10 protein-coding genes and 1 tRNA gene are annotated in these 14,032 nt (G+C 39.6%); 8 read left to right on the top strand and 3 right to left on the bottom strand.

From position 1 onward, the window contains the following. Window positions 1-25 precede the first annotated feature (25 nt). Window positions 26-1,120, bottom strand: coding sequence for a tetratricopeptide repeat protein (locus SKC38_RS09855; RefSeq protein WP_377976966.1), 1,095 nt, complete (start codon window positions 1,118-1,120; stop codon window positions 26-28). A 306-nt stretch (window positions 1,121-1,426) separates the two neighbouring features. On the opposite strand from SKC38_RS09855, the gene SKC38_RS09850 reads away from it, so the two are divergent. The 4 genes from SKC38_RS09850 to SKC38_RS09835 are packed head-to-tail and all read left to right on the top strand — an operon-like array spanning window position 1,427 to window position 7,286. Further along, window positions 1,427-1,831, top strand: a complete 405-nt coding sequence (locus tag SKC38_RS09850; protein ID WP_377976965.1) for a (deoxy)nucleoside triphosphate pyrophosphohydrolase — start codon at window positions 1,427-1,429, stop codon at window positions 1,829-1,831. Continuing rightward, complete coding sequence (locus SKC38_RS09845) at window positions 1,824-4,724, top strand: DEAD/DEAH box helicase (protein WP_377976964.1); 2,901 nt, start codon at window positions 1,824-1,826, stop codon at window positions 4,722-4,724. Before SKC38_RS09850 ends, SKC38_RS09845 begins: the two co-directional genes overlap by 8 nt. Window positions 4,725-4,752: 28 nt before the next feature. Next, window positions 4,753-5,082, top strand: coding sequence for a nucleotide pyrophosphohydrolase (locus SKC38_RS09840; RefSeq protein WP_377976963.1), 330 nt, complete (start codon window positions 4,753-4,755; stop codon window positions 5,080-5,082). Further along, window positions 5,079-7,286 (top strand): DNA/RNA helicase domain-containing protein, encoded by a 2,208-nt coding sequence (locus tag SKC38_RS09835; protein WP_377976962.1) that lies wholly within the window; start codon window positions 5,079-5,081, stop codon window positions 7,284-7,286. The genes SKC38_RS09840 and SKC38_RS09835 overlap by 4 nt, the downstream gene beginning before the upstream one ends. Window positions 7,287-7,437: 151 nt before the next feature. Here the strand turns inward: SKC38_RS09835 and SKC38_RS09830 are convergent. Then, window positions 7,438-7,514 (bottom strand) — tRNA-Asp (locus SKC38_RS09830). Window positions 7,515-7,781: 267 nt separating this feature from the next. On the opposite strand from SKC38_RS09830, the gene SKC38_RS09825 reads away from it, so the two are divergent. Genes SKC38_RS09825 through SKC38_RS09815 form a run of 3 tightly spaced genes read left to right on the top strand, consistent with a single transcriptional unit; the run spans window position 7,782 to window position 10,833 of the window. After that, entirely contained in the window at window positions 7,782-8,309 is a 528-nt protein-coding gene (locus tag SKC38_RS09825; RefSeq protein ID WP_377976961.1) for a DinB family protein, read from the top strand. 8 nt (window positions 8,310-8,317) lie between these two features. After that, window positions 8,318-9,085, top strand: coding sequence for a diaminopimelate epimerase (gene dapF / locus SKC38_RS09820; protein ID WP_377976960.1), 768 nt, complete (start codon window positions 8,318-8,320; stop codon window positions 9,083-9,085). Between the two features lie 11 nt (window positions 9,086-9,096). Continuing rightward, window positions 9,097-10,833 carry a phospho-sugar mutase gene (locus SKC38_RS09815; protein ID WP_377976959.1) on the top strand — a complete coding sequence of 579 codons (1,737 nt, stop codon included), beginning with the start codon at window positions 9,097-9,099 and terminating at the stop codon, window positions 10,831-10,833. 86 nt (window positions 10,834-10,919) lie between these two features. Here SKC38_RS09815 and SKC38_RS09810 read toward each other — a convergent pair whose 3' ends face one another. Continuing rightward, a complete protein-coding gene (locus tag SKC38_RS09810) occupies window positions 10,920-12,512 on the bottom strand; it encodes a peptide chain release factor 3 (protein ID WP_377976958.1) in 1,593 nt (530 codons plus the stop codon). Between the two features lie 492 nt (window positions 12,513-13,004). Between SKC38_RS09810 and SKC38_RS09805 the strand changes: the two genes are divergently transcribed. After that, complete coding sequence (locus SKC38_RS09805) at window positions 13,005-13,724, top strand: DUF3800 domain-containing protein (RefSeq protein WP_377976957.1); 720 nt, start codon at window positions 13,005-13,007, stop codon at window positions 13,722-13,724. Window positions 13,725-14,032: the final 308 nt, after the last annotated feature.

Here is a 14,032-nt window from a genome sequence, read left to right as displayed (position 1 = left end):
AACAAAAAAGCATGTTTGATCTGCGTCATATAATAGTCGATTTATTGTGAGAAAAGCGAACGCCATGCCGACTCGCATAAGCAATAAACGTCGCATAACTCGAAGGATCCTCCGACAAATAATCATCAAATGCCACATCCGGTCGTAAGCGAACTGCCTGTTGGTAATCCTGCAATGCCCCCGAAAAATCCCGTAGGTGGATCTTCGCCACCGTCCGACAAAAATAGGCCCAGGCCCGACCGTCCGACAGGGCTATGCTATGATCCAAATCCCGTAATGCCCCACGAAAATCCCCTGCATTATCTTTGGCCATACCTCGAAAATAATACGACAAGCCTATCAATTCCGCATCAGCTTTCTGATCCTCCACTTGCCGAATGATCCGAGTTCGTTCCTTAATCTCAGCCTCATACTGCGCTTGTTGGGCATATACCTCCGCCACCAACACCTTCGCATACACATTCGTGGAATCAATATCCACCGCCGCATTGAACTCCTTCAGTGCCTGTTGATACTGCTTTTTGCGCTGCAACAACCGCCCATGGTATTCATACGCAGCGGAGGTCACGGTGTCTGAAGATTTAAACGAACGAATGATTTCCAAACAAGCGGGATCATTTCCCGTCTCAAAATAGACCAACATCAATGCCATCGACAGCTCTTCAGGCATTTGCTTATATAGTCCTTTCGCATGTAGCAAATAGGGCAAGGCCTTAGGAAACTCCTCCTCTTTCGCATAAATCAATCCCAGATTCAGATAGGCATCTGCGTAATCTGCATCCATCCCGATTGCCCGATTCAAATAGGATTTGGCCTTTTCCAAATTCCGCTCATCCCAATACCCTTTCCCCAATCCGGTACAGGTCTCCGCCGTAGGGTGCATGATATAGGCCTTTTCATAATCGGCTAAGGCTTCCGCCGACAAATCCAAGGCGGTCTCGCATTGCGCCCGACCGTAATACGCCTCCCAATGTGTCTCATCCTCCTGGATCGACAACGTAAACGCATCCCGCCCCTTTTCATAATTTTTGGCGGCCAACAATTTCTGCCCCCATTCCAGCGTCGATTCCCGACAACCCAAGCAGGCCAACAAACATATAACCCAAATGATTTTTTGCATATCCCTACGTTAATACGCTGCAAGAAAGCGAATTAGAAAATAGGCCAAAAACGGAGGAGGAAATTTTAGTGACAAAATTCATGACCTTTTATTCGAGGGATAATGATAATTCAAGAGTCAAAAAGAACCCGCCCGAATTGACATTTAATCAATTTTTAAAAGTCAAATTCGATTTTTAGCTTAAAAACAACAAAAATCCATCTGCCTAAATTATCATTGCTCAGAAATTATACTTTGTATTCTCTTTTTCGATCCCTGGCAATTCTGATTTTAATAAGTAAATTGATTTTATTTTATGAAACGCTTATGAAGCACTATTTTGTGTCTGCAGCAATTATTCAAGTCAATGATGAAATTCTTTGTTTTCAAAGGGGGCCAAGCAAATTTGATTATGTTTCTCAAAAATATGAATTTCCAGGAGGTAAAATAGAAGTAGGAGAAACACCTGAATCAGCTTTAGTTCGAGAAATAAAAGAGGAATTAAATTTAAATATATCGGGGTTAGATTTTTTCCAAACTGTTGATCACCAGTATCCAGATTTTAAAATCACTATGCATGCATTTAAATGTTTTACTTCCAATTTGGAAGAGATTCAATTAAATGAACATTTAAATTTTCTGCAATTATCTTTAAGTCAACTTTCTGGCCTTGATTGGGCCGCAGCAGACATCCCATTTGTGGAAAAACTAATTTCTGAATCCAATGGCTGAGGTTAACGATGAATTCTTTAATAATATCAAAGCAGGTTTTATAGAGAAGTCTATAGAATCATCAGGTGAATACATTCCCAGATTACTAACAAATGAAAGAAGTGAGGGGGTGAAAGTTCTATCAAGTATTATTGCAGAGCTGAATTCTTGTCAAGAGTTTTGGTTTTCAGTTGCTTTTTTAACGAATGGCGGATTACAATCTTTATTAAATACCTTCAAAGAATTACAAAATCAACAGATTAAGGGAAGGATATTGGTTTCTCAATATTTGAATTTTACACAACCAGAAGCGTTAAAAAGGTTATTAAAATTCAAAAATATCGAATTACGAATCAATACAAATGACAATTTTCATTCTAAGGGCTATTTGTTTAAAAAGGGGGAATATTACAACCTGATTATCGGTTCTAGTAATTTGACAGCCACAGCCTTAAGTACTAATAAAGAACTCAACTTAAAGGTTTCGGCCAAAATTGATAGTTATATTATTCAAAAGGCTTTGCTTGAATTTAATAATGATTTCAACAGTTCAATAATTGTTGATGAAGCGTTTATTGATCAATACGAAGCAGAGTATGAAAATAGTAAAAACCTACAATCTGAGTATATTTTCAAACAAATAGAAATAACACCAGCTGGGAAGAAAAAAATTAGTCCGAATGTTATGCAGGTCGAAGCTTTGGCCAATCTAAAAAAATTAAGATCTGAGGGCAATGATAAAGCTTTATTGATTTCTGCAACTGGTACAGGTAAAACCTATTTATCTGCCTTTGATGCTAAAGAGTTTAATCCAAAAAGACTTCTATTTGTAGTACATCGTGCAAATATTGCAGAGGCGACTCATAGAACTTTTGAACAAGTTTTTGGATTTGAAAAGGAAATGGGTTTTTATTCCGGCACAAGAAAAGAAGCAGAAAAAGACTTTATCTTTTCTACAATTCAGACAATTTCTAAAGAGGAGAATATGTCAAAGTTTTCTCCGGATCATTTTGATTACATCATTATTGATGAATCGCACCGAGCCGGTGCAGATTCTTATCTAAAAATTGTCAACTATTTTAATCCTAAGTTTTTGCTCGGGATGACAGCAACGCCAGAAAGAACAGATGGATTTGACATTTTCTCACTTTATGATCACAATATAGCTTATGAAATTCGATTGCAAAAAGCATTGGAGATCGAAATCTTGTCCCCATTCCATTATTTTGGAGTAACTGATTTGACCATCAACGGACAAGAAGTAGAAGAAAAATCTGATTTCAATTTATTGACTTCAAATGAAAGGGTCACTCGTATTATTGAACAGTCTCAATTTTACAGTTGCGATGATGGCAATATCAGGGGATTAGTTTTTTGTTCAAAAGTAGAAGAAGCTAAAGCACTATCTGAACAGTTTGAAAGACGCGGTTTTAAGTCGATTGCTTTGTCTGGTGAAAGTTCAGATGAGCAAAGAAATACTGCAATTGATCGATTAGAATCAGATGATCCTGCAGACAAAATTGACTATATTTTTACTGTCGACATATTTAATGAGGGTATTGACATCCCTCGAGTTAATCAGGTAATCATGCTTCGCCCCACTCAGTCGGCAATCATTTTTGTTCAGCAATTGGGTAGAGGGTTACGAAAATCTGAAGGAAAAGAGTACTTGACCGTAATTGACTTTATAGGAAATTATTCAAATAACTTTTTAATTCCAATTGCACTATTTGGCGACACTTCATACAACAAGGATAATCTAAGAAAATTGATTGCAGGAGGAAGTAATCAAATCCCTGGCACTTCAACGATTAATTTTGATAAGATTGCCAAAGAGAAAATATATGCGGCTATTGATCAATCTAATTTCTCTTTAAAGAAAGATTTGATAAAGGATTACGATTTGTTAAAGTATAAAATTGGCCAAAGTCCTATGATGTTGGATTTTCTCCATCATGGATCAAGAGATCCTTTTTTATATGTGGAATACTCTGGGTCTTATTTTCAATTTGTTTCTACCATTGAACCCGATTTAGCTGGAAAGTTATCTTCAGATCAATTAACTATCTTAAAACTGTTTTCTCTAGAAGTAAATAACGCTAAACGCGCGGAAGAGTCGGAATTACTTTACATTTTGCTAACAAAGAACCAAGTCGAAATTTCTAAATTTTCTACATTGATATATGGTAAATATGGATTTAAACCTACCATTGAAACGATTAATTCTGTTATCTCAAATTTGAATTTCTATTTTATAAATAAGCGAAACGCTATCAAAGGTTTAGGTTCAAATGATTTGGTGAATTTTGTTGATGGAATAATCTCAATTTCTGAATATTTCAAAAAGCAATTATCAAATCCGACGTTCCACAGCTATTTATTAGATAGTGTTTATTATGGCATAACTAGATTTGAACAAACATTTGATTTGGATAAATATTTAGGTGGTTTTTTAATTCATCATAAGTATTCGCGTAAAGATATTTGTAGAATTTTAAATTGGAAAAAAAATGAAGAATCTACCATGTATGGCTATAGTATAAAAAATAGCACTTGTCCTATTTTTGTAAATTACCATAAAGATGAAAATATAGCTGCCTCTACTAAATTTGAAGATAAATTTATCAACAATAGCTATTTTCAATGGTTTTCAAAACCAAGGAGAAATCTAGATAGTCCAGATGTTACCGCTATAAAGAATCATAAAAACGAGTTACGCTTATCTTTATTTATCAAAAAAAGTAATGGAGAAGGAAGTGATTTTTACTATATGGGTGATGTAAAACCTGTACAAGAAAGTTTTGAAGAGACTACAATTCTGGACGATCATGGCAAGAGTGTTTCCGTAGTAAAGGTGATATTTAAATTAAATCAACCGGTGCAAGATTCGCTATATGACTATTTGACAAAATAGATTTAATTTCAGTTTAAAATATACAGGGATGAAAGATATAGAAGAAATAACTCAAGAGCTTCTAAAGTTTAGAAATGAAAGAGATTGGGAGCAGTTTCATAATCCCAAGGACTTGGCATTAGCTATTAACGTCGAAGCAGGGGAATTGTTAGAGCTTTTTTTATGGAAGAATTCTGAAAATGCAAATACTGAAAAAATAAAAGAAGAATTAGCGGATGTATTTGCATATTCTTTCCTGTTAGCTGAAAAATACAAATTAGATGTTAGAGAAATTGTCCTTGACAAAATCTCTAAAAATGGAGAGAAATACCCTGTTGAAAAAGCAAAAGGAACTGCAAAAAAATACGATGAACTATGAGTTTGTCTTTCGAGCTTTCTGTTGAGGTTTCAGAGAAATACGATTTCACAAAAGAATCATTATCTCGAATTGAACAAAATACATGGGTTAAAAACCAATGGCCCCTTGTTTATTTTATTCAAAATGATTCTTTGAAACTAGCCTACGTAGGAGAATCAACAAATGCCGCAAGTAGAATAAAAAATCATTTAGCTAATCCAGAAAGACGCAAACTTGATAAGATATCAATTATAGGTTCTGATAAATTCAACAAATCAGCAACACTTGATATAGAATCTAGCTTAATACAATATCTCAGCTCAGAAGGAACCTATGCACTTCAAAATGGTAATTATGGGTTAATTAATCATAAATACTACCAACAAGACCTTTATAAAAATCTTTTTAAAGAAATTTGGAATAAACTAGTCGAGCAAAGGGTCGTAACAAAATCTTTATCAGAAATTGAGAATTCAGAACTGTTTAAATATTCTCCCTACAAGTCATTAAATGAAGATCAATATAATTCAGTTCTTGAAATCCTTGAAGGTCTAACCTCATCAAAATCATCTAAAATAGTCATTAGTGGTAGCGCTGGTACTGGCAAAACGATACTCGCAACATATTTAATGAAGCTGTTGACAACTGATATTGAAAGTATTCGTCTCGATGAACTTAATGATGAAGAATTACGTGAAATAAATTACATCGTTAAATTCAAGAAAAAATTTCCTAATGCAAAGATTGGGTTAGTAGTTGCTATGACTTCGCTACGGGAATCTTTGGAAAGTGTTTTCAAAAAAATTCCTGGACTGAAATCTTCCATGGTAATAAATCCATCCGATACATTTAAATCAATTGAAAAATATGATTTGCTTATCGTAGATGAGGCACACCGTCTAAGACAATATAAAAACATTAGTTGGATGGGTGCCTTCAAAAAGAATAATGAAAAGTTGGGATTAGATAATAATGGAACTGAACTCGATTGGATAATTGCAAACAGTAAAAATCAAATTTTCTTCTATGATACTGCCCAATCAGTTAAGCCATCGGATGTTGATGCGAGTAATTTTACCAAAATACTAAAGGATGAAAATACCCTTTTGCTTGAATTGAAATCTCAAATGAGAGTTAAAGGCGGAAATAATTATATTCAATTTGTTCATGACTTGTTGAATGTAAGTAGATCGAATCCTGTAAAATATCAAGAAGAAAATTATGATTTATTTTTATTTGAGAATTTTGGCGATCTCCATTCTGAGCTTTTGAAAAAAGAAAATCAATTCGGATTATGTAGAATGATTGCAGGATATTCTTGGCCTTGGTTGTCTAGTCCAAAGCAAACTCCATTGCCCGACCCAAGCGTGACAGATATAGATCTAGATGGTTTAAAGTTTAAGTGGAACTCAACCGATAAAGATTGGATAAACTCGCCTAAAGCATTTGATGAAATAGGGTGTATCCATACTACTCAAGGATATGACCTTAATTATGCTGCTGTCATATTTGGTAAAGAAATTAATTATAATAGAGGCAAGAATTGTATTGAAATTGATCCGAGTAAATATTTTGATCTTAATGGCAAAAAGGGGATTTCTGATCCTGAAATCTTAAAAGAGTACATTATCAATATTTACAAGACAATTATGTATCGTGGAATAAAAGGCACTTTTATCTACGCTTATAACAAAGAATTAAGAGAATATTTGTCTCAACATATTCAAACATTTAGAAAAGAAATTCCATTTAGAATATTACGTAATGAAGAAGTTAAACCATATGTTAATTCGATTCCGCTAGTTGATATTTCCGCTGCTGCTGGTAAATTCAGCAACTTACAAGTTCACTCAGAATTAACTTGGGTTGAGCCACCCTTTAATATCGCAGTTCAAAATGGATACTTTATATGTAAAGTAGTTGGGGAATCAATGAACAAAATAATACCTAATGGATCATATTGTCTTTTCAAACAAGATGACGGCGGTAGCAGAAATGGGAAAATTGTGTTAGTAGAATCAACCAATATTCATGATTCTGAATTTGGCTCAGGTTATACCGTGAAAGAATATCATAGCACAAAAAATGTATCTGAAGAAGAATGGAGCCATGAATCAATTATTTTAAAGCCCCTAACTGATCAAGACGGCCACAATGAAATAGTACTTCAAGAAGATGATATGATTGATTTAAGAGTGGTAGGAATATTCGTAATGGTGTTATAGAAAACTTTGTCTCCTAAAGTAAGATATTTAATATAGACATTTTGAATAAATAAGAACCATCCGAATCGATTAGGATAATCCAATTTATTGCACCCCCATTTAGGAAGGGGCAAAAAAAAGCCTCAGATTTCTCTGAGGCTTTTCTCTTAGTTGGCGGTCCGGACGGGACTCGAACCCGCGACCCCATGCGTGACAGGCATGTATTCTAACCAACTGAACTACCGGACCGTCTTGTAATTGGTGGCACAAAATTAGGGAAATTCTGCTTGGATGCAATAGATGCGTGAAAAAAAATATGAAAAAATTAGGGATCGTGGAGATGAACACGCTTATCCAACTGAAAATCACGACTTTGGCGGATCAGCATCCCTTTCCTAAAAAATCAATTTCTTGATTCGCTTTATCTGTTCTATGCTTCCCATTTTCCTTTTTCCCCTGTACCTTTGGCAATCCTTTGAGGTTTGCCAAAGGTAAGAGAATAAACCCATCGACACCATGCATTTCCCTGCCAACTACGAATACCCGAACGCACCCTATTTCGCCGAATACTTGGATTTCCCCGCAGATGCAAATCTCTTTGAGGTATATGAAGCCCAAACGGCTGAAATCCTGCAAATCTACAAAGGCCTAACAGAGCAAGACGGCAATTACGCCTACTCAGCTGGCAAATGGAGCCTCAAACAAATCTTGGGACACATGATCGATACCGAACGGATCTTTTCCTACCGCGCCCTAGCGATCAGTCGGGGAGAGACGCAATCCCTACCCGGTTTCGACGAGAATGCCTACATGCAACAAGCGGGCTATGAAAACCAGACTTTGGCACAAGTCATCGAACAATACGAAGCGGTTCGTAAGGCCAATGTCTTGTTTATGAGCTCCTTGACAGAGACGCAGGCGAATCAATTAGGGCAGGCCAACGGCAATTCGATTTCCGTCCGGGCGCTGTGTTGGATGATTGCCGGGCACGAAAAACATCATCTTAACGTCATTCGAGCACGATACTTTCCACATTTTTCTTAAATTGGGTCATGCAATTTTACAAATACCAAGGAACCGGAAACGATTTTGTCATCATTGACGACCGAAATCAAGCTTTTAACCTCGATACCCCCGCGATTGCACAGCTGTGCCACCGCCGTTTTGGGATAGGTGCAGATGGCTTGATGTTGCTCCAAATGGCTGAGGGTTACGATTTCCGCATGGTTTATTTTAATTCAGACGGTACCGAGGGTACGATGTGTGGAAATGGTGGCAGATGTTTAGTACGCTTTGCCGCCGACCAAGGCATCGTTCAAGAAAAAGCACATTTTATCGCGGTGGATGGCCCGCATTTGGCACATATCACACCTGAAAAAATAGCCTTGCAAATGCAAGATGTGGCAAATATCGCCCAGCACGATGACGATTATTTTACCAATACCGGCTCGCCGCATGTGGTGCGTTACGTCCAACAGGTGCAATTCACCGACGTGAAGAACATCGGCGCAGCGATCCGTTACTCGGAGGCTTATCAAGGCCAACATGGCACCAACGTGAATTTCGTGGAGAAATTAGATCCCCAAACCCTCTTCGTTCGGACCTACGAGCGCGGCGTGGAAGACGAGACCTATTCCTGCGGAACAGGCGTGACGGCAGCGGCTTTGGTATCCAATGCCACCAAAGGCATGCCTAGCCCCATTCAAATCAAGACTTTAGGCGGTGAATTAGCCGTGCAATTCGAAGGAAACAGCACAGACGGATTCACCCAAATATTTTTAATTGGCCCTGCCAAACACGTTTTTACTGGAGAAATTTAAGCGATTAGGATATGACATTTGACGCAACTACCCAAGCAAACATCGACCAATGGTTAAACGGCCCCTATGACGCCGAAACCAAAACACAAATCCAAGCGATGATCGCTGCCGGCGAACAGACCGCTTTGACGGATTCCTTCTACAAATCCCTGGAATTTGGGACGGGCGGCATGCGCGGCGAGATGGGCGTAGGTTGCAACCGCATGAATCAGTACACCGTGGGTGCTGCGACACAAGGTTTTGCGAATTACCTGAACAAATGTCTGCCTAAGCAAAAAATCAAGGTGGCTATCGCGCACGATTCCCGCAATAATTCTCCGGAATTCACGCGCATCGCAGCGAATATCTTCACCGCAAATGGCATTGAGGTCTACCTCTTCCCTGCCTTGCGCCCTACCCCGCAGCTATCGTTTACCGTACGCGAGTTGGGCTGCCAAGCCGGTTTGGTGATCACCGCATCCCACAACCCCAAAGAATACAATGGCTACAAAGCTTATTGGGCTGATGGCTCGCAGGTCGTAGCGCCGCATGACAAGAACATCGTAGCGGAGGTAAATGCCATTTCCACCGTTGCCGACATCAAATTTGAGGGCAATGATTCCCTATTACATTTATTGGACGAATCCATCGATGCCGCTTATTTGACAACGATTAAGGATAATTGTCGGAAGCCAGACGTCATCCAACGTCAAAAAGACCTTAAAATCGTCTTCTCTCCAATCCATGGAACGGGAATTACCTTAGTGCCCAAAGCATTAGAGCTATTAGGATTTGAGGCCGTAACGGTCGTGGAAGAACAAGCAATTCCCAACGGCAATTTCCCTACGGTCGTATATCCTAATCCGGAGGAAAAAGAAGCGATGACTTTGGCCTTAAACAAAGCCAAAGCGATCGATGCGGATTTAGTGATTGCCACGGACCCTGACGCGGATCGCGTGGGTGCAGCCGTGAAAAACCAGCATGGCGAATGGGTACTGTTGAACGGTAACCAAATGGCAAGTTTGATTCTGTATTACTTATTGAAAGTAACGGATTTGAAAGGCAATGAATTTGTGGCCAAAACGATTGTGACTACGGATTTGATTGATAAAATGTGTGCGTCCAAAGGCGTGCCGTGTTACAATACCTTGACCGGATTTAAATACATCGCGCAGGTCATCCGCGAGTTGGAGGGCAAAGAAAAGTTCATCGGCGGTGGCGAAGAGTCCTACGGCTATTTAATTGGCGATGCAGTCCGCGACAAAGACGCGGTGGCCTCATGTGCCATGATCGCAGAATTAACAGCTTACGCGAAAGATCAGGGCAAATCCCTGTTCGACTTCCTAGCCGAAATGTACATTGAGAATAATTTCTATTACGAAGGCTTAATTTCCCTAACTAAAAAGGGCAAAGCCGGCGCCGAGGAAATCAAGCAAATGATGATCAATCTGCGTTCGAACGTTCCTGCATCCGTGGCGGGTTCTAAACCGGTAACCGTATTAGATTACGAAGGCCTCGTTTCGACAGATTTAGTTTCTGGAATCCAAACACCTATCACCGTAGGCCGTGGCATCGAAGCTTCCAACGTCATCCAACTCATCCTTGCCGACGGCTCCAAAGTCTCCGCGCGTCCATCGGGCACGGAACCGAAGATTAAGTTCTATGTATCGGTGAATGCACCTTTGGCATCCGCTGCCGATTTCGACAAGACCTTTGCTGCTTTGCAGGAGAAGGTTGGGGTGATTCAGAAGGATCTGGGGTTAGTGTAGAGACGCGATACTTCGCGTCTAGTCCCTAGGCTTTAGCCTAGGGTTATAAATTAACCCCAGACTTTAGTCTGGGGATCTAACGACTTTTACGCCAACTTAAACTCACTCGTAAAGTGGAATTCAATCTCGGGATTATTCGTTTGGTTCATGCGAAGAATCCAATCGGATTCAGCTAAGAACACGTAATTTCCGTCCTTATCTTGTGCGATGTTTTGGCCCTTCAAACGAACGAATTCTTGAAGTTTTTTCGGGTCTTCGGAGGTGATCCAACAAGCTTTGGTCACCGACATGCCATCAAAGCGACACTTCGCCCCGTATTCATGCTCCAAACGGTATTGAATTACCTCATACTGCAGGTCTCCCACCGTTCCCACAATCTTCCGATTACCTAATTGGGGTTGCGTAAATAACTGGGCAACACCTTCGTCGGTGAGCTGATCGATACCCTTTTCCAATTGTTTGGATTTCATCGGATCCAAATTGATCAATTCCTTGAAAATCTCCGGCGAGAAGCTCGGGATTCCTTGGTAATTCATCACCTCCCCTTCGGTCAGCGTATCGCCAATTTTAAACGTACCCGTATCGTATAAACCGATTACATCCCCCGGGAATCCTTCCTCCACGACCTCTTTATCCTGCGCCATGAAATTATACGGATTCGCGAAGCGAACGTTCTTCTTCAAACGAATATGTTGGTAAAATGTATTGCGATGAAACACGCCCGAACAAATACGTAAGAACGCAATCCGGTCACGGTGTTTCGGATCCAAATTCGCGTGAATCTTGAATACGAATCCGGTAAATTTCTTTTCATTGGGTTCCACCACACGCACATCCGTACCACGCGCTTGGGTCGGAGGAGCGATTTTGGTAAACGTATCCAACAATTCTTGGATACCAAAGTTATTGACCGCCGAACCAAAAAACACGGGCGCCAACTCCCCACTTAAATATTCTTCTCTGTCAAAAGTTTCGTAAACCCCTTCAATCAAATCGACATCTTCGCGCAATTGGTTCGCATCACGTTCACCCACACGTGCATCCAATTCCGGCGTTGCGATATCTACTGACACGACATTCTTTTCAATCTTCGTTTTATTCGCTGAGAACAAGTTCAAGGAACGATCCAACAAATGGTAAACGCCTTTGAAGTTTTGGCCCATATTAATCGGCCATGTCAAAGGACGCACCGAGATGCCTAATTTCTGTTCTAATTCGTCCAGTAGGTCAAACGGGTTTTGGCCCTCACGGTCCATTTTATTGATGAAAATAATCACAGGCGTCTTGCGCATGCGACAAACTTCCATCAATCGTTCTGTTTGTTCCTCGACACCCTTCACGCAGTCAATCACCAAAATCACGGAATCCACGGCCGTCAAAGTCCGATAGGTATCTTCCGCAAAGTCCTTGTGACCCGGCGTATCCAAGATGTTGATTTTTACATCATTGTACTCAAAAGTCATCACAGACGTCGCCACCGAGATCCCTCTTTGGCGCTCGATTTCCATGAAGTCGGAGGTCGCCCCCTTCTTAATTTTATTCGATTTTACGGCCCCTGCCGTTTGAATGGCCCCTCCGAAGAGTAGCAATTTTTCTGTCAGGGTTGTTTTTCCCGCATCGGGGTGAGAGATGATACCAAAGGTCCGTCGTTTGGCAATTTCCGCGTCAAGCTTTTGCATAATGATAAATCAAGCTGCAAAAATACGCCAAAAATAGCTCTTTGGCAAACCTTTATCTCTTAGGCAAAGCTTCGCGCTTTGCCTAAGTTTGAGATGCGCAGCATCGATTCCCTAGGCTGAAGCCTAGGGTTATAGAGATAGGATGTCGCCCACCAGCCTTCGGCTGAAATCCCTAGGCTAAAGCCTAGGGTTATTTATAACCCCAGACTTTAGTCTGGGGCTCTACAGGTTTTAACCTGGGGATCTGCAGACTTCAGTCTGGGGATCTGAAGACAGTCGGTGAATATGATGAAATTCACCCACCAGCCTACGGCTGGAATCCCTAGGCTAAAGCCTAGGGCTATTTATAACCCCAGACTTTAGTCTGGGGATCTACAGGTTTTAACCTGGGGCTCTACAGGTTTTAACTTAAAACTCTTAGTCTTATAATCAACAAGCTGATATTGTGATAACTGGTACCCTTACCCTACCTATATTCTATTATTTTCCATCATGAAATACTATCTATTCATTGATGAATGCGGGGACCATGGTCTGAGCAAAATTGACTTTCATTTTCCGATATTTCTCCTGTGTGGCATACTTATATCCGACAATGAAAATGAAATTTTAAAATCAGAAATAACGAAATTGAAATCATTTTTTTGGCGAGATAATTCACCTATTTTTCACTCGCGTGATATAAGAAAATGTGCTAATGCATTTAAAATTTTGCTAGATGAAAAAACTAAATTAAAATTTTACCGAGAACTAAATAAAACGCTTGAGAACCATTCATATTGGATAATTCCTGTAGGCCTTAATAAATTCAACTACGTGAAAAAATATGGAAATTTAGGAAATGACCCCTATGAGTTGTGCCTTTCTTCTGTCTTTGATTTATGTATTTCACATTTAAAGAATCAAACAAATCTAAATGAGTTAGTTATCGTTTTAGAAAAAAGAGGTGAAAAAGAGGATAATAAATTAGCCTCTCATATTACCAAAATTATTTCAAATGGAACTTACAAAAACTCGGCTGAATCATTCAATTCTTTGCGTATTACCTTCAAATTCAATCATAAAAAAGAAGGTTTAGTTGGCTTACAAATTGCCGATTTAACAGCCTATCCGATAGCCAAATATCTATTAAATGTACAAGCTCTGAATCCTGCTTTTGATATTATAGCAAAGAAAATCCTTCAACCTTTGAAAAAGATATTACTCAGATAAAAATAAAAGAGCCAATGCGAAAAACATTGACTCTTCTACCGACCAGGCTACACCCAATCCAATGCAAATGTATAAAATTTATTATCAATGTGTCCCTTTAATACTGATAATCTCAAATAGTTAACCTAAGTCTGAGAACATGAAGAATGTCTCGCCTACCAGCCTTCGGCTGGAATCCCTAGGCTGAAGCCTAGGGTTATAGAGATAGGATGTCGCCCACCAGCCTTCGGCTGAAATCCCTAGGCTGAAGCCTAGGGCTATAGAGATAGGATGTCGCCCACCAGCCTTCGGCTGGAATCCCTAGGCTA

It is taken from the genome of Aquirufa echingensis (assembly GCF_042714525.1).
Lineage (GTDB): Bacteria > Bacteroidota > Bacteroidia > Cytophagales > Spirosomataceae > Aquirufa > Aquirufa echingensis.
Note: the sequence above shows the minus strand (reverse complement) of the source record. Positions and strands in the feature narration are given on the sequence as shown.